This is a genomic window from Rosettibacter primus (assembly GCF_036860675.1).
GTDB lineage: Bacteria > Bacteroidota > Ignavibacteria > Ignavibacteriales > Melioribacteraceae > Rosettibacter > Rosettibacter primus.
In genome coordinates this window covers 24,680-49,982 of the sequence record NZ_JAYKGK010000004.1, presented here as the reverse complement: position 1 = coordinate 49,982, position 25,303 = coordinate 24,680, and the positions used below count along the sequence as shown (strand labels likewise).

At 29.4% G+C, this 25,303-nt stretch carries 27 protein-coding genes; all 27 read left to right on the top strand.

Going from position 1 to position 25,303, the window contains the following annotated elements; translation table 11 throughout:
• Window positions 1-8: 8 nt before the first annotated feature.
• A complete protein-coding gene (locus tag VJY32_RS06575) occupies window positions 9-890 on the top strand; it encodes an HDOD domain-containing protein (protein WP_353677108.1) in 882 nt (293 codons plus the stop codon).
• Window positions 887-2,197: a sensor histidine kinase gene (locus VJY32_RS06570; protein WP_353677107.1), complete on the top strand. Its 1,311-nt coding sequence runs from the start codon at window positions 887-889 to the stop codon at window positions 2,195-2,197. Before VJY32_RS06575 ends, VJY32_RS06570 begins: the two co-directional genes overlap by 4 nt.
• The gene (locus tag VJY32_RS06565; RefSeq protein ID WP_353677106.1) at window positions 2,194-2,805 is read left to right on the top strand and encodes a hypothetical protein; all 612 of its coding nucleotides are present in this window, start codon (window positions 2,194-2,196) and stop codon (window positions 2,803-2,805) included. The genes VJY32_RS06570 and VJY32_RS06565 overlap by 4 nt, the downstream gene beginning before the upstream one ends.
• Before the next feature lie 11 nt (window positions 2,806-2,816).
• Window positions 2,817-3,527, top strand: a complete 711-nt coding sequence (locus tag VJY32_RS06560; RefSeq protein ID WP_353677105.1) for a flagellar hook-basal body protein — start codon at window positions 2,817-2,819, stop codon at window positions 3,525-3,527.
• A gap of 15 nt (window positions 3,528-3,542) precedes the next feature.
• A complete protein-coding gene (flgG, locus tag VJY32_RS06555) occupies window positions 3,543-4,343 on the top strand; it encodes a flagellar basal-body rod protein FlgG (protein ID WP_353677104.1) in 801 nt (266 codons plus the stop codon).
• A 2-nt stretch (window positions 4,344-4,345) separates the two neighbouring features.
• The gene (gene flgA, locus VJY32_RS06550; RefSeq protein ID WP_353677103.1) at window positions 4,346-4,996 is read left to right on the top strand and encodes a flagellar basal body P-ring formation chaperone FlgA; all 651 of its coding nucleotides are present in this window, start codon (window positions 4,346-4,348) and stop codon (window positions 4,994-4,996) included.
• Between the two features lie 4 nt (window positions 4,997-5,000).
• On the top strand, window positions 5,001-5,570 hold the full coding sequence (locus tag VJY32_RS06545) for a flagellar basal body L-ring protein FlgH (RefSeq protein ID WP_353677102.1): 570 nt from the start codon (window positions 5,001-5,003) through the stop codon (window positions 5,568-5,570).
• Between the two features lie 9 nt (window positions 5,571-5,579).
• Window positions 5,580-6,680, top strand: a complete 1,101-nt coding sequence (locus VJY32_RS06540) for a flagellar basal body P-ring protein FlgI (protein WP_353677101.1) — start codon at window positions 5,580-5,582, stop codon at window positions 6,678-6,680.
• A 1-nt stretch (window position 6,681) separates the two neighbouring features.
• Window positions 6,682-7,491, top strand: a complete 810-nt coding sequence (locus tag VJY32_RS06535; RefSeq protein WP_353677100.1) for a transglycosylase SLT domain-containing protein — start codon at window positions 6,682-6,684, stop codon at window positions 7,489-7,491.
• Window positions 7,488-7,931 carry a flagellar export chaperone FlgN gene (gene flgN / locus VJY32_RS06530; protein ID WP_353677099.1) on the top strand — a complete coding sequence of 148 codons (444 nt, stop codon included), beginning with the start codon at window positions 7,488-7,490 and terminating at the stop codon, window positions 7,929-7,931. The genes VJY32_RS06535 and flgN overlap by 4 nt, the downstream gene beginning before the upstream one ends.
• A gap of 2 nt (window positions 7,932-7,933) precedes the next feature.
• Complete coding sequence (flgK, locus tag VJY32_RS06525) at window positions 7,934-9,325, top strand: flagellar hook-associated protein FlgK (protein ID WP_353677098.1); 1,392 nt, start codon at window positions 7,934-7,936, stop codon at window positions 9,323-9,325.
• A gap of 3 nt (window positions 9,326-9,328) precedes the next feature.
• Window positions 9,329-10,204: a flagellin family protein gene (locus tag VJY32_RS06520; RefSeq protein ID WP_353677097.1), complete on the top strand. Its 876-nt coding sequence runs from the start codon at window positions 9,329-9,331 to the stop codon at window positions 10,202-10,204.
• Window positions 10,204-10,980, top strand: coding sequence for a motility protein A (locus VJY32_RS06515; protein ID WP_353677330.1), 777 nt, complete (start codon window positions 10,204-10,206; stop codon window positions 10,978-10,980). The genes VJY32_RS06520 and VJY32_RS06515 overlap by 1 nt, the downstream gene beginning before the upstream one ends.
• Window positions 10,869-11,642, top strand: coding sequence for an OmpA/MotB family protein (locus VJY32_RS06510; RefSeq protein ID WP_353677329.1), 774 nt, complete (start codon window positions 10,869-10,871; stop codon window positions 11,640-11,642). The genes VJY32_RS06515 and VJY32_RS06510 overlap by 112 nt, the downstream gene beginning before the upstream one ends.
• Before the next feature lie 5 nt (window positions 11,643-11,647).
• Entirely contained in the window at window positions 11,648-12,028 is a 381-nt protein-coding gene (gene fliW, locus VJY32_RS06505; protein WP_353677096.1) for a flagellar assembly protein FliW, read from the top strand.
• Between the two features lie 3 nt (window positions 12,029-12,031).
• On the top strand, window positions 12,032-12,268 hold the full coding sequence (csrA, locus tag VJY32_RS06500) for a carbon storage regulator CsrA (RefSeq protein ID WP_353677095.1): 237 nt from the start codon (window positions 12,032-12,034) through the stop codon (window positions 12,266-12,268).
• On the top strand, window positions 12,268-12,987 hold the full coding sequence (locus VJY32_RS06495; protein WP_353677094.1) for an Hpt domain-containing response regulator: 720 nt from the start codon (window positions 12,268-12,270) through the stop codon (window positions 12,985-12,987). The genes csrA and VJY32_RS06495 overlap by 1 nt, the downstream gene beginning before the upstream one ends.
• Before the next feature lie 9 nt (window positions 12,988-12,996).
• Window positions 12,997-13,851: a flagellar motor stator protein MotA gene (gene motA, locus VJY32_RS06490; RefSeq protein ID WP_353677093.1), complete on the top strand. Its 855-nt coding sequence runs from the start codon at window positions 12,997-12,999 to the stop codon at window positions 13,849-13,851.
• On the top strand, window positions 13,851-14,669 hold the full coding sequence (locus VJY32_RS06485) for a flagellar motor protein MotB (protein ID WP_353677092.1): 819 nt from the start codon (window positions 13,851-13,853) through the stop codon (window positions 14,667-14,669). Before motA ends, VJY32_RS06485 begins: the two co-directional genes overlap by 1 nt.
• 3 nt (window positions 14,670-14,672) lie before the next feature.
• On the top strand, window positions 14,673-15,077 hold the full coding sequence (locus VJY32_RS06480; RefSeq protein WP_353677091.1) for a response regulator: 405 nt from the start codon (window positions 14,673-14,675) through the stop codon (window positions 15,075-15,077).
• The gene (locus tag VJY32_RS06475) at window positions 15,067-15,720 is read left to right on the top strand and encodes a response regulator (protein ID WP_353677090.1); all 654 of its coding nucleotides are present in this window, start codon (window positions 15,067-15,069) and stop codon (window positions 15,718-15,720) included. Before VJY32_RS06480 ends, VJY32_RS06475 begins: the two co-directional genes overlap by 11 nt.
• Window positions 15,721-15,768: 48 nt before the next feature.
• Window positions 15,769-16,416, top strand: a complete 648-nt coding sequence (locus tag VJY32_RS06470; RefSeq protein WP_353677089.1) for a hypothetical protein — start codon at window positions 15,769-15,771, stop codon at window positions 16,414-16,416.
• Window positions 16,417-16,425: 9 nt separating this feature from the next.
• Window positions 16,426-18,279: a PAS domain-containing sensor histidine kinase gene (locus VJY32_RS06465; RefSeq protein ID WP_353677088.1), complete on the top strand. Its 1,854-nt coding sequence runs from the start codon at window positions 16,426-16,428 to the stop codon at window positions 18,277-18,279.
• A 14-nt stretch (window positions 18,280-18,293) separates the two neighbouring features.
• Window positions 18,294-20,126, top strand: coding sequence for a hypothetical protein (locus VJY32_RS06460; RefSeq protein WP_353677087.1), 1,833 nt, complete (start codon window positions 18,294-18,296; stop codon window positions 20,124-20,126).
• Window positions 20,127-20,254: 128 nt separating this feature from the next.
• Complete coding sequence (locus VJY32_RS06455) at window positions 20,255-21,553, top strand: RraA family protein (RefSeq protein WP_353677086.1); 1,299 nt, start codon at window positions 20,255-20,257, stop codon at window positions 21,551-21,553.
• On the top strand, window positions 21,553-24,219 hold the full coding sequence (locus tag VJY32_RS06450) for a CmcI family methyltransferase (protein ID WP_353677085.1): 2,667 nt from the start codon (window positions 21,553-21,555) through the stop codon (window positions 24,217-24,219). The genes VJY32_RS06455 and VJY32_RS06450 overlap by 1 nt, the downstream gene beginning before the upstream one ends.
• Before the next feature lie 7 nt (window positions 24,220-24,226).
• Complete coding sequence (locus tag VJY32_RS06445) at window positions 24,227-25,297, top strand: rhamnosyltransferase WsaF family glycosyltransferase (protein ID WP_353677084.1); 1,071 nt, start codon at window positions 24,227-24,229, stop codon at window positions 25,295-25,297.
• Window positions 25,298-25,303 lie beyond the last annotated feature (6 nt).

Below are 25,303 nucleotides of genomic sequence, written 5' to 3'. Positions count from 1 at the left end.
AAAGAGCTATGTATACAATATCGTTTGACCAGGCACAAAAAAGGGAAAGAACTCAATTAGTTCTTAAAAGAGTTACAAGTCTTTCACCAGTACCCAAAATTTTATCTGAAGTACTGGAACTGCTGAAAGATTTGAATACCAGCCCGCACACACTTGCAAGGGCTATTTCAAAAGACCAGAGCATAGTTGTAAAAATTCTTACAATTGCAAATTCTCCGTTCTATGGATTAGCCAAGAGAGTTTCTTCTATAGAATATGCAATTATGATTCTGGGCTTTAATGAAATACGCAATATTGTAACCGCACTTTCATTGATGGAATCAATGAAGAACAAAAGTGATGAATACATGGACCAGAAGAGCTTCTGGCTTCATTCCTACATTACTGCAACAACTGCTAAAAAAATTGCTGATGATATGGGAATTCGTGAAAGTAATGATGTCTTTATCGGGGGGTTGTTGCATGATTTAGGTATCTCGGTCATTCATCGTTATATGCACAGCGATTTTGTTTCTATTATGGAAAATGCAAAGAAAGGAACGAAATATCTCGAAGCAGAAAATTCTCAACTTGGCATGGACCATCAAAGTGTTGGTTACACTTTATTAAAAAACTGGAATATTCCTGAATCAATTTGTGAAATAGTTAAATATCATCATACACCAAATCTATCTTACAATACAAAAATATTAACATCAATTGTTCATCTAGCTGATTATATGACTCAGAAACTTAAGCTTGCAACATTTAGCTGGGATGATGATTTGGAATTCAGTAAAGAAGCTGCAGAAATTCTTCAGTTCAAAGAAGTAGAAGAAATTGAAAAATTTATTTCAATGTATCATGAACCAATTCTTCTTCAAATAGATTCATTGAGGTATTTAATTTGAGAGTCTTAAAAGAAAATACTCTAAAGTACGAACCATTTTCGAAAACTCTTCAGTATTTCACTAAAGGCGGTGATACTGAAGAATATAAGAGAATTAGTTTTGAAACTCACCAGAGTAAAACTAATTTGTTCGAAAAATATAGTTATTTAATTCAAAATTTATTCAGTTTTCAAAAATCAGTTGCAGAGTTAAAAACTCCCGAAGAAATACACAATTTGTTCAGTCAATATGTAAAAAGAATTGTTGCCTCCAAAGAAGTTGACCTGTTTTTGTTTGATGATACAAAAAGAAATTTAGTTGCTGTTAATCCAAATGTTTCTTCACTGCAAAATAATCTTGTCAATAAAGCTTATAAAAATGGAATTCTTGATTGGATATTTGAAACCCAAAAACCAACTTTAATTCCTGATTTGAATTCATACACTGGAGAAGGAGTGAGATTATATCAAACAATTTTTCCTGTGAATTATGTTAAGAATAATATTGGTGTGCTTTCTTTATTGGGTCCAGCAAATAAAATATCAGAAAACTCAATCGAGAATCAAACAATTTATGTACTGCTTGGAATTATAGTCCCTCAAATAATTTCTTTTAATCATAGAAAAACAATTAACAAGCTTTATGATGAAGTTCAGCTTTATGAATCAAAACTGAATAATGATTTTAAGCTGTATGCAGTTGGAGAATTTGCAGAAGGAATTATTCAGGACATGCTGAATTCTCTTCAGGTAATTCAAAGCGGAGTGGATTACATTGAAAGCACCAATACCGCAATTGAGAATGAAATATTTGAAAAAATCAAAGAAAGAATTTCTCGTTTAAGTAGTCTTTCGCAAAAGTTACTCAAATTCAATGATATAAATACTGGAAAGACAAAGCAAAATCTACCATGTGATATTAATAATGTTATAAAAGAATTTTATGGAATAATTAATTCTACACTTAAAAATATGGGACTTGAATGTGCTCTTGACCTCGAAGAACATCTGCCTCCAATTTTGACAAGTCCAAAAGAAATTAAACAGATTTTGACAAACATTTTTTCGATGATAAAAAAGAAATCAAAAAGCGGAAGCGGGATTGTAATTCAAACAAAATATATAAATGAAATTGTAATTCTTTCTGTTTTTATTACTGATTACTGGGAAAATTTTGGTGAACCTTCTGATTATGTTTCTAATCTTACTGTTAAAATTATTCAAGAATTGATGAAGAAGAGCGAAGGCAAAGTTGAATTTGATTCTCTGCCTTTAAAAGGAACAAGCATTCATCTTTTATTTCCATTAAAGAGGAAATTGAAAGAATGAAAAGGATAATTATTACATTAATAATTTCTTATACTGCTGCAACAAATGCACAAATTAATAATGATAGCTTAATTAGCAAATCTGTCAGCATTTTGTCTGGTGTTGTTAAAGATACAATTACAGAAGATACAATTAATGTAAGAAGATTGGTAGAGCAGCAGATTTTGGCAGCAAAATTAAAAATGCAGAAAGAATCGATTAGTAATGATTCAAATAATTCTTATAAGTTGAATGTTTCTGAAGTGCCGAACTTTAAACCAAAAAAAACTTTAATTCAGCTATTTCAGAATCTTTCATTTGAAGTAAAGTTTCTCTTAATCTTCTCAATATTTCTTTTTACTCTAATTGCAATAAGAAGAATTGTTCTAAGGATTAAAATTAAAGAAGGTATTGAGTTAAGAAATAAAATTAAGTTATTAAGAGAAGAAAGAGTTCCTTCAAGGATAGAGGATAAAAAATCAAAATCAAGAAGAGAATTAATTCACGATTTGCCAGTAAAAAAATTATCAGAAAAAAATATTACCAAGAAAGCTAAAGAACTAAAAATTTCTAAAGGCGAGTTGATGCTTGCTGCAAGGTTAAAATATCTTGAGTATGAAAAAATATAAGGAGCTGAAAAATGATTAAAGGAATTTACACAGTTGCACGAAGCATGGACCAGAGAGCAAAAAATATTGATATTATTTCGAACAACCTTGCAAACATTAATACAACTGCTTTCAAAAGAGAAATTCCATTTGCTGAATACATAAATGAAGCTGGTGAATCTCAGATTAGAAAATTAACAAGTCAACAGCAGGGGGAATTAGTATTAACTTCAAATCCGCTTGATTTAGCTATCAACGGGAATGGATTCTTTGCTGTAAAAAGTGAAGATGGAACTATTGAATTGACAAGAAATGGAAGATTTCAAATTTCTGATGAAGGGTATCTAATTGATGCAAAAGGAAGAAAAGTTCTTGGGAAAAATGGCGGAATTTTTCTTGAAGATACACTTCGTCAAAAAAACTCTCAGATTTTAGTATCAACTGCAGGTGAAATTAAAATTGATGAACATTACATAGATACTCTATTAATTGTAAAAGTTGATGAACCTGAACAATTAACAAGAAGTGGAGAATCAAACTTTTTAATTACAGATGAAAATTATACTGAAGCAAACCAGGATGAATATAAAATATCTCAAGGATATTTAGAAGAATCGAATGCAAATCCAATACTTGAAATGGAAGCCATGATTCAATTGAACAAAGCATATGAAAGAGCTCAAAAAATTATTAATGCACTGGATCAGTCTTTAGACCATGCAAATCAAATTGGGAAAATTTAATTAGTGAGGTGATAAATGCCTACAAGAGCATTAAGAACAGCAGCTTCTGGAATGTATGCACAGCAAATAAATATTGAAGTAATTTCTAACAACATTGCCAATATCAATACCACAGGTTTTAAGAAGAATAAAGCAGATTTTCAGGATTTGATGTATCAAGAAGTAAATATTAATCCACTTTCAACCACAACACCTGGCGTTTATGAAAATACAAATAATAAAATTCAAGTTGGCAATGGAGTTAAGCCTGCATCAACTCAAAAGATATTTAAACAGGGTGATTTAGTTGCAACAAATAATCAGCTCGATTTAGGAATTTATGGTGAAGGATTTTTTCAGGTAAGGAAAAGTGATGGAACATTTGCTTATACAAGAGATGGTTCATTCAAGTTAAATGCAGATGGAAAAATTGTTACTGCAAGTGGTTATGAGCTTGAACCAAGTATTACTTTAACAGATGATGTTGTTGATATTCAAATTGCAAAAGATGGAACTGTTACTGCACAACAGGTTGACGGTTCTACAGTTACACTGGGCACAATTGAATTAGCTCGGTTTATGAACAATGGAGGATTACTTGCACTTGGAGATAATCTTTATGCTGAAACTCCAGCATCAGGTCAACCAATACTTGGGACTCCAGGCAGCGAAGGATTTGGTGAAATTCATCAGGGTTATCTTGAATCTTCTAATGTTGATATAGTTGAAGAAATGATTGCAATGATAGCTGCCCAAAGAGCATATGAAATTAATTCCAAAACAGTAAAAACTGTCGAAGATATGATGACAATTGCAAACAATCTTAAGAGAAGTTAAAAATGATTTCATCATTATTAATATTGCTGCAAATATTTGTTAATAGTGATAAAGTATTCGAATCTCAATTGAAGAATTATCTTGATGAGAAATTTGCTTCGTATGTTAAGTATGAATATCAAATTTCAGAATTGCCAAAAAATTATTTTAAGATTGAGCTGGATTATGACAGAGAATTCAGGCTGAATAAAAATTATGCTTTTGTTCCTGTAAAAATTTATGACAGAAAAAATCGAGCAAGTCTTTCTATAGTTACTCTTAAAATAAAATTATATCAATATGTTCTTGTTGCTTTGAAAGATATCAGCAGGAATGAATTATTATCCGAAAATCAATTCACGAAAAAATTAATTGATGTTACGAATATACGCGGTAAAATAGTTCAAAGAATTGATTTTAGCGAAGTATTTAGGTCAAAAGCAATAATTAAAAATGGTTCAGTACTTATTGAAGAATTAATCGAGCCAGTTCCTGATGTTTTTTATAATGAAAAGTTAATTCTTCATGCTGGAAGAAATGGAGTGGATATTTCAACAGAAGTTACTGCCAAAGAGGAAGGAAGAATTGGTGATGTTATAAGAGTTGTTACAAGTGATAATAAATTATTCAAAGCCAAAATAATTGATAAGTACAATGTTTCATTAATTGAGTAGAGCTATGAAAAGATTAATGATTTTTATATGGCTTACCTCATCAATTTTGTATTCACAGAATATGAGACAGAATTCATTATATTCGTTGTTTTCAGACAATAAAGCCTTTCAAATTGGAGATGCAATAACAATTATTGTTCTGGAATCATCTCAAGCATCAAACAATGCAGAAACGACTACAGGAAGAAACAGTTCTATTGGAGCAAATTTAGCAGGCGGAATTGATAAAACAAATCTTCCTAAAACTGATATAAATCTTGGAACTGATAACTCATTTTCAGGTTCGGGTTCTACTAAAACTACTGGTGTGGTAAAAACAAAAATTAGTGCAATTGTTGATTCAGTTTATGAAAATGGAAATATGCGTATAAGAGGAAGCAGAAAAATTGTTATAAATGGTGAAGAACAGATGATAAAAATTACAGGAATAGTTAGACCCAGTGATATTTCTTCGGATAATTCAGTTTATTCATATAACATATCTGATGCAGAAATTACTTTTGAAGGAAGTGGAATGATTGATTCATCTCAAAAGCCAGGAATTCTTACAAGACTATTTCACTGGTTGTTTTAAGGTGTTACTATGAAAAGAAAAATTATTATATCGATTTTGATTTTATTGTTAATTGGTTATAACTCATTATTAGCTCAACGAATAAAAGATGTAGCATATTTAAGCGGATATGGTTCGGAACAGATTATTGGCTATGGATTGGTAGTTGGACTAGCAGGAACAGGCGACAGCTATCGTTCTTCTTTTACAATTCAGTCAATAACAAGTATGTTGAAAAGATTCGGAATTACAGTTCCACAAAATGATATCAGAACCAAGAATGTTGCTGCAGTGATGGTAACAGCATCACTAAATAAAAATTTAAAGCCTGGAGCAGAATTTGATGTGACTGTTTCTTCGCTTGGTGATGCAACAAGTTTACAAGGTGGGACTTTATTGATGACTCCGCTTTCTGGAATGGATGGTAAAGTTTATGGTTTTGCTCAGGGACCTGTTTCAGTTGGTGGTTATGATATAAATACAATTACAGGAAATAGAATTTCAAAAAATCATACACTTGCAGGAAGAGTACCTCGCGGCGGTTCATTAAAAGAACAAATTAATTTTAATGAATCATCAAATAATGAAGTATCTGTATTTTTAAAAGAACCTGATATTACAACAGCAAATAATATTAGCAACGCAATTAATTCTAAGTTTGGCGGAGAAATTGCGAAAGCTGTTGATGCTGCTGAAGTCCGTGTAAATGTTCCACAGGAAAGACAAAATAATTTAATTTCATTTCTTGCTGAATTAGAAAGCATAAATATACAGGTTGATGAAATTGCAAGAGTTGTATTGAACGAAAGAACCGGAACAGTAATAGCAGGCAACAATGTAAGAATACAACCAGTTACAATTACACATGGCGGATTAAATATTCAAATTCGTTCTTATCCAATTATTTCGCAGCCAAGTGCTTTTTCGCGGGGGACAACTACTGTATTCAACAACCTTGTTCCTTATGTATCGCAGGATTCGACAAGAACAATAGCAATTGAAGGTGCTACAAATGTACAGGAAGTTGCTGCGGCATTGAATTCATTAAAAGTTTCTCCAAGAGATATTATCGCAATATTTCAAGCATTAAAAGAAGCTGGAGCATTAATAGCAGAATTAGTGATAATGTAATATGGAAAAGATTTCATTAAAAATAACGGATATGAATAAGCACATCTCCCAGCTTCAGGAGATGAAAGGTAATTATGACCAGAAGCAAAAAGCAAAAATTGCAAAAGCTGCAAAAGAATTTGAAAGCTTATTTACAGCAATGCTTCTTCAGTCGATGACCAAAACAACAAATGGATTATTTGGCGAAGAGGGTTATGGAAACGATACTTTCGATGTAATATTTGAACAGGAAATGGCTTCATATATTTCTCAGGGTAAAAGTTTAGGTATTGCAGAAGCACTTTATAAAAAAATAACCGGCGAAGAGATGGACCCGGCTTTTAAAATAAAATTAAAATCATCAGAAAAAATTGACATAAAAGATAATGACAATGAAATTCCAAAAGTTCAGCCAAGTAACGAATCATTAAATCGACTAAAGAAATATGATGATTTGATTGAAGAAGCTTCAAAAGAATTTGGAATTGATAAAAATGTTATTAAATCAGTCATTTTAGCAGAGTCAGCAGCAAATCACAGAGCGGTGTCACCTGCTAAAGCAAAGGGTTTAATGCAGTTAATGGATACTACTGCAGCAGAAATGGGTGTAAGAAATATTTTTGACCCAAAAGAAAATATTTATGGAGGAACTAAATATCTCGCTAAAATGCTTCGACAATATAATGGTGATTTGAAATTAGCTCTGGCTGCATATAATGCCGGTCCGCAAAATGTTGAAAAATATAAAGGAATTCCACCTTTTGAAGAAACACAGAATTACATTACTAAAGTAATGAGTTATTTAAATCATTTTAGTGAGAGTGAATCATGAAAATTGAAGAATTAACAGATTCAATTGAAAGACAGAAAAAAAATTTTGATGACCTTTTAGAAGTAGTAAAAATCAAAAAAGAAGCACTTCTAAAAAATGATATGTCACTGCTTGATAAAGCAGTAGACGACGAACAAAAATTACTTTCTGCAATTACAAAAGAAGAAAAAGAAAGAAAGAAGTTAACATTCGAATATGCGAAAGAGAATTCAATTCAATTAAAAAATGGTTCAATTGAAGAATTGATTAACTCTTTGCCAAATAAAAATCTTGATAGGATTAAAGAAAAAAGAGATGCAATAAAAAGCAGAGCAGCAGAAATTATTAAACTTAATTCTCATATAACCGTTCTGGTTAATGTGTCAAGAAATATTATTCGAGATACAATTTTGACTGTTTTTGGCAAAGGTGAAAATAACATTGTAAATAAAAGAGTTTAGTAATGGGTATCGGAAGAATTTTTGACATATCAGTAAGAACAATGGCAACATACCAGCGTGCTCTGGATGTTACTTCACAAAATATTTCTAATGCAGGAAGTACAGATTATACAAGGCAAAAAGTTGTATTTGGCACCGAGCAAACTCAAGCTGGTATGGGAATGGGTGTTAAAATTCAGGATATTGTAAGAGTAAAAAATGATTTAATAGAGAATCAAATTCGTCAATTTCAATCAGCTTATTCCGATGCCAATAAACGTTCAGAATTGCTGCAACAAATTGAAACAATTTTAGCAGAACCTACGGACTATGGTCTGTCTTCTTATTTTAATGATTTTTTTAATTCTTGGGACCAATTAACAACAAATCCAACTTCCATTCAGTTGAGGACCCAAATTATTGAAAAAGCTCAAAGACTCAGTGAGAGATTTAAAGATGTGTATGACAGCATCTCATCAGTTCATTATTTGCTTCAGAGAGATGCAGTTGATAAAGTAAACCAGATGAATTCTTATTTGAAAGAAATTTATGACTTGAATAGAAAAATCTATGAAAACGAAGCTGTTGGGGTTAAAGCAAGTGAATTAATGGACAGACGTGATGCTCTCCTTATCAAATTGAGTGAACTTGCAAATATTACAGTTCAACAAAATGAATATGGAACTGTATCAGTCAGTATAGGTGGAATACATGCAGTCGATAAAAATGTTTATAATGAATTTGAAGTTCGGCTTGAAAATGGGAAAATGAAAGTTGTCCCAAAAGCTGATACAACTACTTCTGTTGTCTTAAACAGCGGCGAACTTTATGCAATTACAGATTTATATTCAAATAAAATTCCCAAATACAAAAGTGAATTAGAAAATCTTGCAAATACTTTTATTCAGAAAGTAAATGAACTACATACTCAAGGATACACTCTTCTTCAAAGTGGAACTTCATTTACAAATATTCCATTCTTTGGAACATGGAGTAATGGTGCTATAGTTGATTCTTTTGTCGATGGGAAAATTCAAATTAATCCTGATATTCTTAATAATCCAAGAAATATTGCTGTATCAAGTGTAGCAGGGAATGATGGGAATGGAGATATTGCCAATAGTATTGCAAGATTAGCAGACCAGAAATTCCCGGAACTTGGCGACAAAACTATTCTCGAAACTTATTCATCAATTCTGAATGATTTTGGCTTAGAAAAAGTAACCAGTGATAGTAGAATTGAAACTACTCAAATGGTTATGCAGCAATTGAATCTTCAGAAATCTTCTTATTCAGGAGTATCAATTGATGAAGAAATGACAAATGTAATCCGATTCCAGAGAGTTTACGAAGCAGCCGCAAGATTAATCAGAGCTTCGGATGAAATGTTAAAAACATTAATTGAAATGGTATAATAAATGAGAATTTCAGATAACATATTGAGCCAGAAATATATTTATAACCAAAATCTGATTAATGAAAGAAAAGCTAAAATTCAGAATCAGCTTATTACGAATAGTAAAATTGAAAAATTGAGCGACAACTTATTTGAATCTCTTGAAATCATAAAAATCGATTCTCAAATTCGAAAGATAGAGACATTTCAAAAAAATATTGATTATGCAAAAGAATTTGTGAATACTACAATTAATTCACTGGAAAATATTGGTAATGAAATTCAAAAAATTATTACTCAAGCTGTAAATATCACGAATCCACTTAACACAAACTTCAAAACTGTTGCTCAATCTGTTAGAGCTTCACTTCAATCTATTGTGCAAAATTTGAATACAAAGTATAATGACATGTATATTTTTGGAGGAACAAATTATTCAACTGAACCTTGGGCTATTGATTCAAATGGAAAAGTTGTAACAAATTCTACAGATTTAACTGGTGAAGTAAAAGTTCAGATTGCTAATAACATAAAAGATACAATTAATGTTACAGGAGATAGAATTGTAAATTCAGATTTTCTTGATACTATCAATGATATAATTGATTCTCTTGATGCGGGTAATCCACCAGACCAGACTTTGAAAGATAGATTAAATGCTGCTTATAAAGAAATTCTTTCTATTCAGTCATTAACAGGTGAAAAATATAATCGTCTTGAAGACATAAACACAATTTTATCAAAACAATTGCAGGATTATCAAGAATTTTTATCAAAAAGAAAAGAAGTTGACCCAGGTCAATTAGCAATTGATTTGCAATATCAAGATTATTTACTGCAGCTATCATATAAATTAGCTGCATCAATTTTACCAAAATCAATTTTGGATTACTTGTGATGAAAAAATCAGGTTCATTATTAGGATTAGCATTAGGCGTATTTTCAATTTTTGGAGCTTTTATACTCGAAGGTGGTTCGATAAGGGCTTTGTTTATCTTTTCTTCATTGTTAATAGTTATTGGTGGAACATTCTCAGCAATTATCATTGGTTTTGGTCTTGATAATTTTAAGAAGATGTTTTCATTGATTAAATTAGCTTACTTTCCACCACATTATGATACAAAAAAAGTTGTTGAAACTTTTATTGAACTTTCAGTTAAAGCAAGGAGAGAAGGGTTATTAGCAATTGAAAAAGATTTGCATAAGTTCCCATATAAGTTTCCGCAAAAAATGACTAAATATGCAATTGATGGACTTGACCCTGAATCTCTTTATAATTTGGCTCAACTTGAAATAAGAACAATGCAGGAACGACATAATTCTAATATTTTTATTTTTACAAAAATGGGTGGTTACGCACCAACAATGGGAATTATTGGGACTGTAATGGGTTTAATAATGACATTAGCTAATGCAGGTGCAGACCCTAATTCATTAATAAGAAATATTGCTACTGCATTTATAGCAACTTTATGGGGAATTTTTACAGCAAATATTATCTGGCTGCCAATAGGAGATAGATTAAAAAAATGTCACCTCGAAGAAAAACATATGATGGAAATATCGCTGGAGGGAGTGATAACACTTCTAAGTGGAGAAATCCCCTCAATAATGAAAGCTCGTTTGGTGGGTATGCTTCCACAAAGCGAACAATTGGAAAGAAAGAGCGCTTAGATTCTGATGAAACTCTCTTTCGTGAAGAAAGTGATAAAGATAGGTATTTAATTACCTATGCAGACTTAATTACATTATTGCTCGGGCTATTTATAATTTTATATGCTATGTCTAGTATTGACAGTGGTAAATATAAAAGTGTTGTTGCTGCTTTAGGAAATATTTTTGGGAGCGAATCTAAGATTTCTGTTATTAATGGTGAAAAAATTATTCCAACACCAAAAGATAAATTAGCTGAGGATTTGACTAAATTAATTGCTATGTATAATTATAATAATTCAATAAGACTCGAGCAGAATGAGAGAGGGGTTACTATTCATATACTGGATGATATTTTGTTTCCACCTGGCAAAGCTACTTTAAGTGAAAATTCAAAATTAGTTTTGAAAAGACTTGCACAAGTTTTAAAAAATTTACCTAATGATATTCGAATTGAAGGTCATACTGACAATATTCCTATTAATACACCGCAATATCCATCTAATTGGCATTTATCAGTTGATAGAGCATTAAGTACTGCATATTATTTAATTAAGAATGAAAATTTGTCTCCTGATAAAGTGTCGATAGTTGGATATTCTGAATATAAACCAATTGCATCAAATGATCTCCCGGAAACAAGAGCATTAAATAGAAGAGTAGACATAGTAATATTAAAGTGAGTAATATGAAAATAGTAACAAAACAATTTGGTGAAATCGAATTTCCTGATGACCTTGTCATCACGTTCGAAAATGGTTTAATTGGTTTTGAAGAACTTAAAAAATTTGTCTTCATTAAACCGGAAGAAAATATTTTTTACTGGCTTAATTCAGTTGAAAAACCTGAGATAGCTTTTCCATTATTTGCCATGAGATTAATTGACGAAAACTATCCTCAGGAAGAGAACCATGAAGCTTTCGGGATTGTCATTCTTAATCCTGATCCGCTCAAGATTACAATTAATTTAAAAGCACCTGTTTATATTAATCAGGATAGTAAAACAGGTTTTCAAAAAATTTTAGATAGCGAAAAATATTCTCTTTATTACAATTTATTTACAGAGTAGAGTATGCTTATATTATCAAGAAAAATTGACGAAGAAATAAAAATCGGTTCTGATATAACAATAAAAATATTATCAATATCAGAGAACCAGGTAAAAATTGGTATTACTGCACCGAGTTCCATTCAAATTTATCGAGGTGAAGTTTATGAAAAGGTAATTCAATATTCTATGGAAGCTTCACAATCAAGTTCAACAGAAAAAGTTGATTTGTCGAAGTATAAAATTAAAAAGGTAGAATAATGCCGATGCTGTATGATGATAAGGTTAGAATACTTGTAATTGATGATTCTGAGGTGATTCAATCACTGTTCAAAAGTTTTTTGTCTGATTATAATATTGAAGTAATTACTTGCAGCGATGGTCTTGAAGGTATTCAAAAAGCAATTGAATACAGACCCAAACTAATTTTTGTAGATATTATGATGCCAAATCTTGATGGCTTAAGAATGATAAAAATTATAAAAATACTTGATGATTTGAAAAATATTCCAGTGATTGTTGTAAGTGGTCATACTGATAAAAAAAATGTAATTGCAGCTGTAGAAGCAGGTGCTGTTCATGTAATCTCTAAACCTTTGAGTAAAAAAGTATTACTAAAAGGAATTAGAGAAGCACTTGGAGATGACTTTTTGATTAATATTAAGAAAGAAAAATCTTTAAGTAGTTCTGCTAAGAAAGAAATTTTAGAAAGCATGAAAAAATTTTTCCTTGCCAATGTACCACAAAAACTAAAGATATTTGAAGAATCATTGAATGCAAAAAATATCAATTTGTTAAAAACAGTAGCTCATGAACTAAAAGGATCGAGCGGGACACTTGGATTTAATATTATATCGAATATTTGTAATTCCATTGAAGAATTATTAAATGAAGAAAATATTGATTGGATTGAAATTTATAGTAAATATCAGGATTTAATTCATGAATTAGAAGTATTAGAAATATTAAACTCAAAATAGGGGATTATAATGTTTGTTATAATTGGAATTGCTATAGTATTTGCATCAGTTGTTTTAGGTTTCCTCATAGCAGGAGGAAATTTAGTTTTGCTTATTCAAATTTCTGAATTTATGATAATAGGTGGTGCTGCTATTGGAAGTATATTAATTTCTTCGCCTCCTGTATTATTAAAGAAAATAGTATCACAACTGCCGTTGTTATTTAAAGGTCATGTATCTTCAAAAGAAGATTATATTGATATGTTAAAGGCATTCAGCACATTATTTTTAACAGCTCAGCGAGAAGGTTTATTAGCAATAGAAAAACACATAGAAACACCGGAAAAAAGTGATATACTTTCAAAGAGCAAAAAATTTATGGAAGATGAAGTGCTGAAAAATTTCTTTTGTGATACAATGAAAGTTATGCTTGCAGGGTCAGTTCCACCCCATGAATTAGAAAACATGATGGATGCAGAAATTGAAACTTATGAAAATGAAAATAAACCAGTTTCTGAAACCTTAGGTAGAGTTGGTGATTCTCTGCCAGGCTTAGGTATAGTAGCTGCGGTTCTTGGTGTTATTATAACTATGTCATCAATAAATCAAGGAGCAGAAGCTGTTGGTCATCACGTTGCTGCAGCATTGGTTGGTACATTCTTAGGTGTATTATTAAGCTATGGTTTAGTTAATCCAATTTCGGCAAATCTGCATCATCTTACTGCGGATAAAGTTCAGGATTTGATAATCATTAAAAATTTCATCTTAGCTTATGTTAAGGGGAATCCACCATTCGTTGCTGCTGAAATGGCGAGAAGAACAATATTTTCTGACCATAGACCTACATTCCAAGAATTAGAAAATGCTTTGCGAGGTAAGAAGTAATGACTGAAGTTGCAAATAAAAGACCTACAAAGAAGCAAGAAACTCCTCCTCCGCAAGAAGTTCATTTTGACGAACCTCCCATAATAAAAAAAATTAAAAAAGGTCATGGCGGTCATCATGGTGGAGCATGGAAAGTTGCTTATGCAGACTTTGTAACTGCAATGATGGCGTTGTTTATTGTGCTTTGGGTTTTAAGTCAAAGTGAAGAAGTAAAACAGGCAGTAGCAGCTTATTTTGCAGACCCTATTGGATTTTCTACTAAAAGTAAAAATTTGTTTGATGGGACTTCTTCTCAACTTCTTGATTTGAGACTTCAGGAAGAAATCAAACAAAAAGAAATGGAAAGACAAGAATTAGAACGAATGGGTGAAAAATTAAAAGAAGAATTATCCAGTGATACTGAATTAATGAAATTATCTGAGCAGGTAAAAATTGAAATTGTAAAAGAAGGTTTGAGAATAGAATTAATTGATTCTGCTAATGACATTTTTTTTGAAATTGGGACTGCAGAGCTAAAACCTGCAGCAAGAAAGCTGCTTCTTAAAATTGGTTCTGAAATTTCTAAACTGAAGAATAAAATCATTATCGAAGGTCATACTGATTCTCGTCAATATCGCAATGATGGAACAGGTTATACAAATTTTGAATTAAGTACTGATAGAGCAAATTCTGCAAAACGCGCACTTGTAGCAGGAGGTGTATCAGAAAAACAAATTGATGAAATTCGTGGTTATGCTGATACCCGTCTACGAGACCCAAACGACCCATACAGTTATGTAAATAGAAGAATAAGTATAACATTAAAATATTCGAAATAAATTGTGAACAAAAATCATAAAATATTAATCATTGAAGACGATAATATATTGCAGGAATTTTATAGAATTCTATTTAGAAAACTTGGAATTGATATTATTATACTGGAAGATGGTGAAAAAATTATTTCAACAATAAAGACTGAAAAAATATCTTTGATTATTATGGACATAAATTTAAGAAATACTTATCTGAATTCAGAAAAATACGATGGAATAAAATTATCAAGATATATAAAAGAAAATTTTAATAATTTAGTTTTACCTATTATATTAGTAACAGCTTATTCTCCAAATTATTGTGGAGAAAATCTTTTAAGGGAAAGCCTTGCAGACGATGTAATCCTGAAACCAATAGTAAGTTTTGATAAATTAATTCAAAAAGTAAATAGGTTTATCAATGAAAGATAAAATTTTAGTTGTAGAAGACGAAAAAGATACCAGGTTTATCCTCGAAAAATTATTAACTCGAAATAATTATGAAGTAGTTACTGCAATCAATGGTGAAGATGCGCTAGAAGTCTTAAAAACATTTTCACCAAAAGTAATTCTTGCAGATTGGACTATGCCTGTTCTTGATGGTTTGGCATTGTGCAATATTTTGAAAAGCGATGAAAAGTATAAAGGAATTTATTTTATAATCTTAACTGCTCGCTCTTCATTAAAAGATAGAATTATGGGATTGGACATTGGGGCTGATGATTTTCTTGTAAAACCTGTAGAAAATCAAGAACTACTTGCAAGAATCCGTTCAGGTGTAAGAATCTATAATTTACAAAATGAACTTAAGAATGCTGAACATAATAAAGCTGTTATCGAAATGGCTTGTACAATTGGTCATAAAATAAATAATCCATTAAGCAGTCTTGTGTTATCTCTTAAAACTATAGAAAATGAATTAAGTGAAGAAGAAAAATCTAAATTATCAGAAGAATTAAAAACAATTAATGAATCAGTTGATAGAATAAATAAATTTGTGCAACAACTAATTTACCTGCAAAATCCACAGCTGATTGATTATATTGACGAAAATCGAATGATTAAGACAGATTGATATTAAAAAAATTGCCTTTTCCTTCGATAATAAGATGGAGGAGAAGGCATGTTGGAAAAAGTTGTAAATATTAGTCCGAATTCAGACTATAAAAAGTCTACCGGCAGTCCAAAGTATTATAAGAAAATTAATTCTTATACATACTCATCTAATTCAATCAATGATTCTGCATTGATTTCTCCTGCCACTGCACTTCTTGCTGCTTATGGATGGAAATTAAAAAAGATAGAGCAGGAATCGGATAAAGTCCATATTATATTTGAGCTCGATGGGTTCGAATTTGATACAACAGTTGATATAAATCAGCTTAGTAAATTCAGAAACATTGAATATAAAATTAAAAAAGATGTTCTTGGGTTTGCAGCAGAAATTACTGTAATTGTAACATTAATTGCCCCTGTTAATTTTAATATGAATGATAGTGATTTTGATAAATCTCTTAATTCATTAAATGAATTCTTTGAACAATTTAAATCACAAAGTGTAAAGAAACCGAATATTATAACTGACCAATATACCATCGATTCACTAACAAGTGATTATATTGATTCCTTAAATAAAGAATTTAATTATATCAATGACTGCTTGATAAAATTTTTGAATAAGTATGCTTCATTAAAACTTCATCATTCACAAAATGATGAAATACGAGGTGAACGAGATGGTATATTAATTAAAAGTATACATATAAAGTGATTCTTGATTATGCCTGAATGGAAGAACTTCAATGAAAATCTAAGAAATTCCGAAAAGGAATTTTTTAATTATAAAGAATTGCCTACCAGCAGAGCAATTGCAATTGTATCTTCTTTACTTGAAATTGTTTATTGTAATACTGCATTTAAAAATTTATTTCAGTTAAATATTAATGATAATTTACAACGGCTTAATCCCTCATCAGAATTTTTAGTATTTGTTAAAGGATTTGTTGAAAGTAAATATAGAAATCTAACGACCGATCTCACTATTAATACAAATTTTAATTCAAATAATACTGCTTATCAAGTAGGAATAGAAAGAATTTTCGTTTTATCTCATGAATATTTATTAATTACAATTGAATCTCTTGAACAAAGAAAAATTATAGAAAAGAAAATTGATTCTTTGCATCATGCTCTGGATTATGGTAAAGTTCCAATAATTATTATTAATAATCAAAAAAGAATTAGTTACGCAACAAGTTCTTTTGAAGAAATATTTTCCCGAGGGCTGGATAAGCTATACAATGTAGAAATTACAGAGATAATGAAAGAATTTTTGAGCGATTCTGAACTTAGTCTTTTAAGTCTTGCACTGAATAGTGGTAGGTTCTGGAAAAAATTAGTTGAAATAAAAAAGAGAGGTGAAATACATTATTGGGATTTTACGTTGCAGCCTTTTTCTCCAATTGATTCCTTTGAAATAAATTTTGTCCTCAGTGCTAACAATCTTACTGAACATATTTATCAGAAAAAAGTTATTGAGGAATCGGAAAAGAAACAGAAGTTAATAATTGAAAATATTTCTGATTTATTATTAATCCTGAAATCGATTGATAATCAAATATATTTTGAAAATGCAAACGATAATTTTTGCAAGTTATTTAATCTTGATAAGAATAATTTATATCTTCAGGTAATTAATGATTATTTGCCTCCACAGTTATTTAATATTATTCAACAAAATATAAAACTGCTTGAAGAAAATGAGGATTCTTTTCAGCAATTTTTTTATCAGCATTCATCAGGTCAACATTTTAATTGTAAAATTACATCCACCCACCACAATGGAAACGGGAGTAAAATTTATATAATTACTCTTAAAGACATAACAGACGAAACAAAATATCGAGAACAGCTTGAGAAAAATTATTTGAAGGAAATGCAGCTCAACAAAATGAAATCGGCTTTTATAGCCAATATTTCACACGAAATCAGAACTCCATTTAATGGTATTATTGGTTATTCTGAAATTATTGATGATTGTCTTGCTGCTCAGGATTATGTAGCAATAAAAGAATTAATGGATTCCGTAAAAGAAGTGTTAGGAAGAGTATTGAATGCTTTTACGAACATTGTTGAATTAGCACAAATAGAATCTGATGAAATTGAACTTGAGATGGTAATATTAAACTGCAATCAAGTGCTTAAACATGTTTATGAAAAAAGACTAAATGATGCAGAAAAAAAGAATTTAACATTTAAACTCGAGTTTAGTGAAGATGAAGCTTTTATTGAAATAGACTGGATAAAATTAGAAAGAATTATTGATTTGCTCGTGGATAATGCAATTAAATATACTTCTTATGGATATGTTTACCTGGGCTCAAGGAATTTTAATGATAAAGTAGAAATTATTATTGCGGATTCTGGAATTGGTATTGATAATTCTCAGATTGATAGAATATTACTGCCGTTCAGTCAAGAAATTGAAGGTTACACAAGACCTTATGAAGGTATTGGCCTGGGTTTAACAGTTGCATATAAATTAACAAAATTAATGGGAGGAAGTTTTACAATTAACAGTGAAAAAAATAAAGGCACAGAAATTATTCTATCTTTCCCCAAAAAGGATGTTTGATAAGGAAATAAAAAATGATTGAGCAATTAGAAAAAAATAATTATGCAATCAAAGATGGTGAATCTGCTTTAACCAGTTTTTATAGATTAGGGAAAGACCATTTTGATTTAACTATACATGCTGATTTTGATTTTATTACAAGCATAAAGGAAAATATAAAAATACTTGCTTTTGATTTACCTGATGAACTAAAAGAAATATTTATTCCTTTTTCTCATGCACCTGTCTACTGGATTTATGATTCCTGGTTATTAAATCAAATAGAAGAATTTATGAAGGTGAATTTTTCGAAAGTGAAATATTTTGACCTTCATAAATCAATAAAAGAAAATTTTACTAAGTGGGCAACAACAAAATTAAGAAGTGAACGCGAATACTATGCTAATCTTATCATTAATTTTATAGAAAGAGATGTTTATAAACATAATTTCTTTAAGCATATAATTCATGCTATTATTCTAACATATCACAATAGTCTCTATAATCCTTCAAAAGCCTTAGAGCTATATAATTCTGTAAAAGAAATTATAAATACATTAAGATTATCAGATGATGTTAAAAAAGAGATTAATTACATAGTTAATTTATTTTCTGGTTTTGTTTACTTAAAAGAAAAAGATTATATAAAAGCAAATCAATGTTTTAAAGAAGCAGTTGACATAAAATCCAGCGGAATTACTGCAAAAATTTATATTGCACTTACAGAATTAAAAATGGGTAATGATGAAGTGACCTCTTATTATATTAAAGAAATAATTTCATATGATTTACATAGACTTCTTATTGCCCTGGACTTATCTAACTTTGGAATGTTTAACTATTTTCTGATAAATGCATTTATCAACAATATTTTTTATGAAAAAGATTTTGCTGCAGCAGTTCAGTTAATTGCAGGAGTGCTTCAACCTTATCGACTTGCAGAAGAGAATTCGATTAATAAAATAATGCATAAATTAAATTTACTTAAAGAAAAACAAGTGAAAGAATATTTTACGGATGATGTTTTAAAAAACATAAAATTTCTAGAAAAACTTGCTCAATCTTACCTTAACTCTACAAACACATTAATAATTGCAATGTATCCTGAATTTGAAAGGAAATACAGTCAGACAATTGATTTGATAATTGAACAAATGAAAAAACTTGTCTTTGAAGAAATTGATTCAAAACTTGTTCAATATGACCAGTATATAGTTGAGTATGCAAAAGAAGAAGAAAAATTGAGAAAGGAACTAGAGAATTTTCATATAAAAGCAAAAGAAAATCTTGAAAAAGCAATTAAAAATATTAATGACAATTATGAAAATGAGGTAAAAAACTTAGAAGAACAAATTGCAAAAATTCCTTTCATCGAAAGATTCAATCCAGCAAAATCATTTTCAACCAGTATGTTAAATAACACAATTATTGCATTCATTGTATTTATTATTGGAGGATTGGCAAGTTATTCAAATAGATTTGTGGTTGATGTATCAGAGTTCAATTCAATATTAGGTTATGTAATATTTTCTGGGTTCAAATGGGGCTTAATTAGTTTTCTTGTTGGCACGTTAATATCGGGAATTATAGCGGGATTAGTATTTATTGACAGAGCAGAAGAAAAACAGCGTTTAGTAAAACGAATAAACATGTTAAAAACTCACAAAGAACAATTAATTAAAGAAACAGAAGAATATATGAAAGAAAAAGAGAGAGTAACTGTAAATAATATAAACAGTAATATAATGCAGTTTCAAAAGAGGATTGAAGAATTAAAAGAAGAAAAAGAGACCGAGAGAGCAAAACTAACTGCCGAAGCAGAAGAAAGAATCAAAAAATTCACAGAAGAATTAGAGACCGTCCGATAAACCTACCTGGTTAATATTAGCCAAGATAATATATATAATCAATTAAAGAGCCAATTTCATATTAAAAATTAGTTTTTGAACTGGCATATAATTTGGCTTAATAAAATGTTAAATAAATTTTTAATGATATGAAAGTCGCTGCTTTTTTACCTGCTAAGGGGAATAGTCATAGAATTCCCAATAAGAATATAATGTTGTTGGATGGAGAGCCGTTGTTTCTAAGAAGTTTAAAAAAGTTATTGACTATAAATTTAATTGATGAAGTATATCTTGATACAGAATCATATGAAATTATTGATTTAGCATCGGAAGTTAAGTGTAAAATACTGCATAGAGATCCTTCGTTAGCTACTAATAAAACTGATGGGAATCAACTATTCTATAATGAAGTCTTGCATACAGATGCAGATATATGTATCCAGCTTTTGTCTACAAGTCCATTTATTAAAGTAGAAACTATAGAGAAAGGTATTAAAATTTTATTGAATGATGATAATTATGATTCGGTTGTAGCAGTGAGAAAAGAAAAACAATATCTCTGGAAAAATGGCAAACCTGCATATAATATAGAACATATACCTAATAGTTATGAACTGGAAGATACAATTATCGAATCAATGGGTCTGTATATTGTTAGAAGAGATGTGGCTATACAAACTAAGAAAAGAATTGGCAATAAACCTTATTTGTTAGAAATAGATCCTATTGAATCAATAGATGTTAATTATCCACCTGATTTTGAATTAGCTAATTTAATTGCTATTGGATTGCGTGAACAAGAAAGAAGATTATTTAATAATTTAAAATTACTTTTAACTAGTGCGCTCTTATCAGATATACTGGACGATTTAGGATTATTGGGTGTACTATCAAGCAAATTCACTTTGAATTTACCAAATAGTAAAGTATTAGGAAGGGCTAAAACTTTACAAATAGATTTATGTCCTGATGATGAGGACTATAAAAAAATTTATGATAGTCTTGATTTATATGATCATGTTGTTACTAATGATGTTATTGTAGTAGCAAATAAAATTCCTGATTATGCATTTTTCGGCGAACTAAATGCAAATTTAGCATTAAGAGCAGGAGCTTCCGGCGCTATTATTGATGGAGTAACAAGAGATACTAAAGAAACTTCTGATATGGGATTTCCAGTATTTTCTAAAGGTAATTATTGTAAAGATACTAGGAAAAGAGGAATTGTTACTTCTAAAAATAAAACTGTTATAATTGATGGGATAAGTATACATAAGGACGATTTAATATTTGGCGATAGAGATGGAATTGTTGTAATACCCAAAAAGTATGAAAATCAAATAATTGAATTAGCATTTAATAAACTTCAAAATGAAAAACAAATACTGATTGATGTAGCTAAAGGTATTCATACAAGCGAACTTGTAAATAAATATGGATTATTTTAATGAATGAATTGAACCATAAAAATAAATTATGTTTAGTTTGTTGTTTCCTTCCTCTAACAACAGAATACAAGAACTTATGGAAAAAAATTAATGATAGCCTTAAGAAAAAAAATATTGATTTTATTTTAATTACATCTTCAGAGAATTATTCAGACTTAGATTTTCCAGTTATTCATGTGCCAATTTTTCTTCATCAATTTAATGAGAGGTTTAAGTTAGAAGAATATACTTTACAAGATTTGGATGAAGAAGACTATCTGTTAATCGAAAGAGATATGTTCTGGAGCAATGTAGATATTGATAGTTATGAAAATCATTATAAAGGTTTTCTAAAATGCAGAGAATTTTATAAACAATTAATAATGTTTATTAATCCCTCGATTGTATTTGTTTGGGGAAATTATCTTGCTCAATCAGAAATATTTAAAAAGTTATTGGATTTATATGGAATTAAAAATCATTACTTAGAAAGAGGGTATTTAACAGGTACTTTAATGATAGAAAATTTATTGAATGAGGAATTAGATAATAATAAGTTAAAACAAGAAAATAATAAAGATTTGTTTAGTTTAATTAAGAATTTTTATATCAATACTAATATCACTAAATATCCTGTCAGTTATAATAATGAAGAAGAAAAATTATTATTAAAAATAAAAGGCAAAAAGAAAATAATTAGTTTTTTCCCAAATCCCGATAATCCACTTTTCCCAAGAGAACATAAACTATCTAAAGAAATTTCTAACCTATTTACATCTCACATTGAAATGGCTCACGAATTGGCAAAGTATGTTGAGAAATCAAATGATTTGTTCTTAATAATAAAAACCCATCCAATTGATGTAAAGGAAAAATATCAACACATTGAGTCTGAAAGAATAATTGTTAGTGATAAAATTTATTTTAGAAGCTTATTTAGAAATTCTAATTTATTAATCTTTACTACCACAACTTTACAATATGAAGCATTATTCTATGATAAACCAATATTGTTATTAACAAATAGTGGATTGAAGTACAGTAGTATCCCAAACATTATAAAATCAAAAGAAGATTTAGGTAATGTTTTAGAAAAATTAATAAATGGTGATTTCAACAAAACAAACAATGATGAGATTATAAATTTTGTAAATAAAATCATAGAAAATTATACTTATTTCTATATTGATAATATCCCTTCAGTAAAAAATACAGAAGATTTTTGTGATTTTATAAGTAATAACATTGATATTAATGGTTGTAGTGAAAATTCTATAACAAAATTTTTACAATTCCAAAACTATATATACTCAAATTGTTTGAAGAATAATAATGCTAAGAATGAGATAACGAATGATAATTCTGCAGTTAGTCTAAAATTTTATTCAGTTAGGTACAAAGAAAAAATAAAAGATTATTATAAACCTATATTAGATTATTATGAAGAAAAAATTAAGAAAGGTGATTTATTAAATATAGAAATGATGATTAAAAATATGAATGGTAAATTGAATTTTCTTGATAATACAAGGATAATAAGTAAACTATATGATAAACGGGAGCTAATTAAAAGAGAATTAAAATGGTCACCAAGTAAGAGTGCTAAATTTCTTATTCAAGCTGAAAGAATGATTGAGAACAACAAATTAGATGAAGCAGCAAAAAAATTAAATTATATATTAAACATAGAACCAAATCATATTGAAGCATTAAATGATTTGGCTGTTATACATATTCTTAAAGAAAATTATTTATATGCAAAAAGATTACTTGAATATATACTCGTTTCTGAACCAAATAATATTGTAGCAAAAGAGAATTATGAATATCTATTAGAAAAAATAAATGAGGGTAACTTAGAACAAAGTATAGACATAGGAGATAAAAGTAAATTCAATAATTCAGAAAACTTAAAATCAGTAAATTATAAAAAAGATTATAGGTCTATTCAATTCACTAATAAATCTCATTATCGCTATTGGTGGCACAATTTAAGAGGGAATAATTACTTACCACCGTGTTATTCATTTCTTGATGATACAGAATGGGAAATTGTTAAATTGTGGTTTGATGAATCTGAAAAAGAAAATTTAATAGGTGAATCTCCGGTTCCTTTTATTTCCTTTTTATTAGGATTAATAATGGGGAACAGGATTGATAGAATTGTTCAGCTTGGTACTTATGCGGGGTATTCGAGTTTATTAATTGGGTTTATGCTAAGAAAAATGAATGTTAAAAATGGTTTTATTTCTTTTGATATTGATAGTCATTCAACTGAATTTGCAAAAAAATATATAAAATTAGCATCTTTAGATGAATATGTTAGATTAGAATTAAGCAATTCTACCGACATTAATACTGTTAAAATAACATATAATCACTTTGGTGATAAACCGCCAAAATTAATTATTGTAGATTCCTCTCATCAAAAAGACCAAACTATTATAGAGTTAAATTTATGGTTCGATCACCTTATTAAAGGTGGATTAATGATTTTTCATGATTCAAGTGATTTTGCAAGACAGTGGGATTCAACAAAAAAAGGTGGTGTTAAATCAGCTTTAGATGAATGGCATAATCTTAATCCAGATGTAAGATTTATTAATATTTATAATGAGCAAGATACATTAAATACTGAAAATAGTGTTTATCAAGATCTTAATGGAATTGCAATAATTCAGAAGTAAAAAATATATGAATAAGAAAGTGGCATTTATAGTACCAAATTTAATTGAAGGTTCGGGTGGGATAAGAACCATAATAAACTACATGAATTATTTAATTGAAAAGGATTATGAATGTCATGCTTATGTTGAAGGGAAAAGTAACATATTTCATTTAATAGAAGAAGCTGAAAATTACTTTGGAGTAAATGAAATAATTTTCCATTCAGGTTGGAAAGTTGACGAACCCTTTGACCTTGTTGTAGCTACAATATGGTATTCAGCAAAAATAGTAGCAGATTTACCATTTAATTGTCATAAAGCATATCTAATTCAAGATTTTGAAGCTCTATTTAATCCAATGGGAGATGCGTTTCTATTAGCAGAAAATTCCTACCAATATGGATTATATCATTTAACATTAGGGAGGTGGTTGCCGACAATATTAAATGAAAAATTTAGTGTATATTCAAGATATTTTGACTTTGGTGCTGATAAAAATATTTACTATAAAGATGATTCAGTGAAAAAAGAAGAATTATCTATTGCATTTATTTTTCAACCTGAAAAGCCAAGAAGGTGTTATCAAATTGGTTTATCAGCATTAAAAATTTTGAAAAGTGAATTGCCAGATATTAAGATTTATCTTTATGGTTCGAATGAAAAAGTTGATATTCCGTTTGAACATATTAACTTAGGTATTTTGAAGTTACATGAAATAAGGAAATTATATAATCAATGTAGTGTAGGATTGTGTATAAGTTCTTCAAATCCATCGCGTGTTCCTTTTGAAATGATGGCTTGTGGATTACCAGTTGTAGATGTTTATATGAATAATAATCTATATGATTTCCCTGAACAAGGTGTTTTATTAGCTCAGCCATTTCCAAATTCTATTGCTAAAGCATTAAAGATGATTTTGTTGGATAACAATTTAAGAAGAGATATGTCCAATGGTGGCATAAACTTTATGTTATATAGGGATATGAAAAGCGAATTTGAGAAATTTGCAGAAGCTGTGGATTCCATTTTTAATAATGACTTTAATAATCATACAGTTGGTAAAATGCCAATACTGTATAAGAAGAATCCAATAATTTAATGGGTT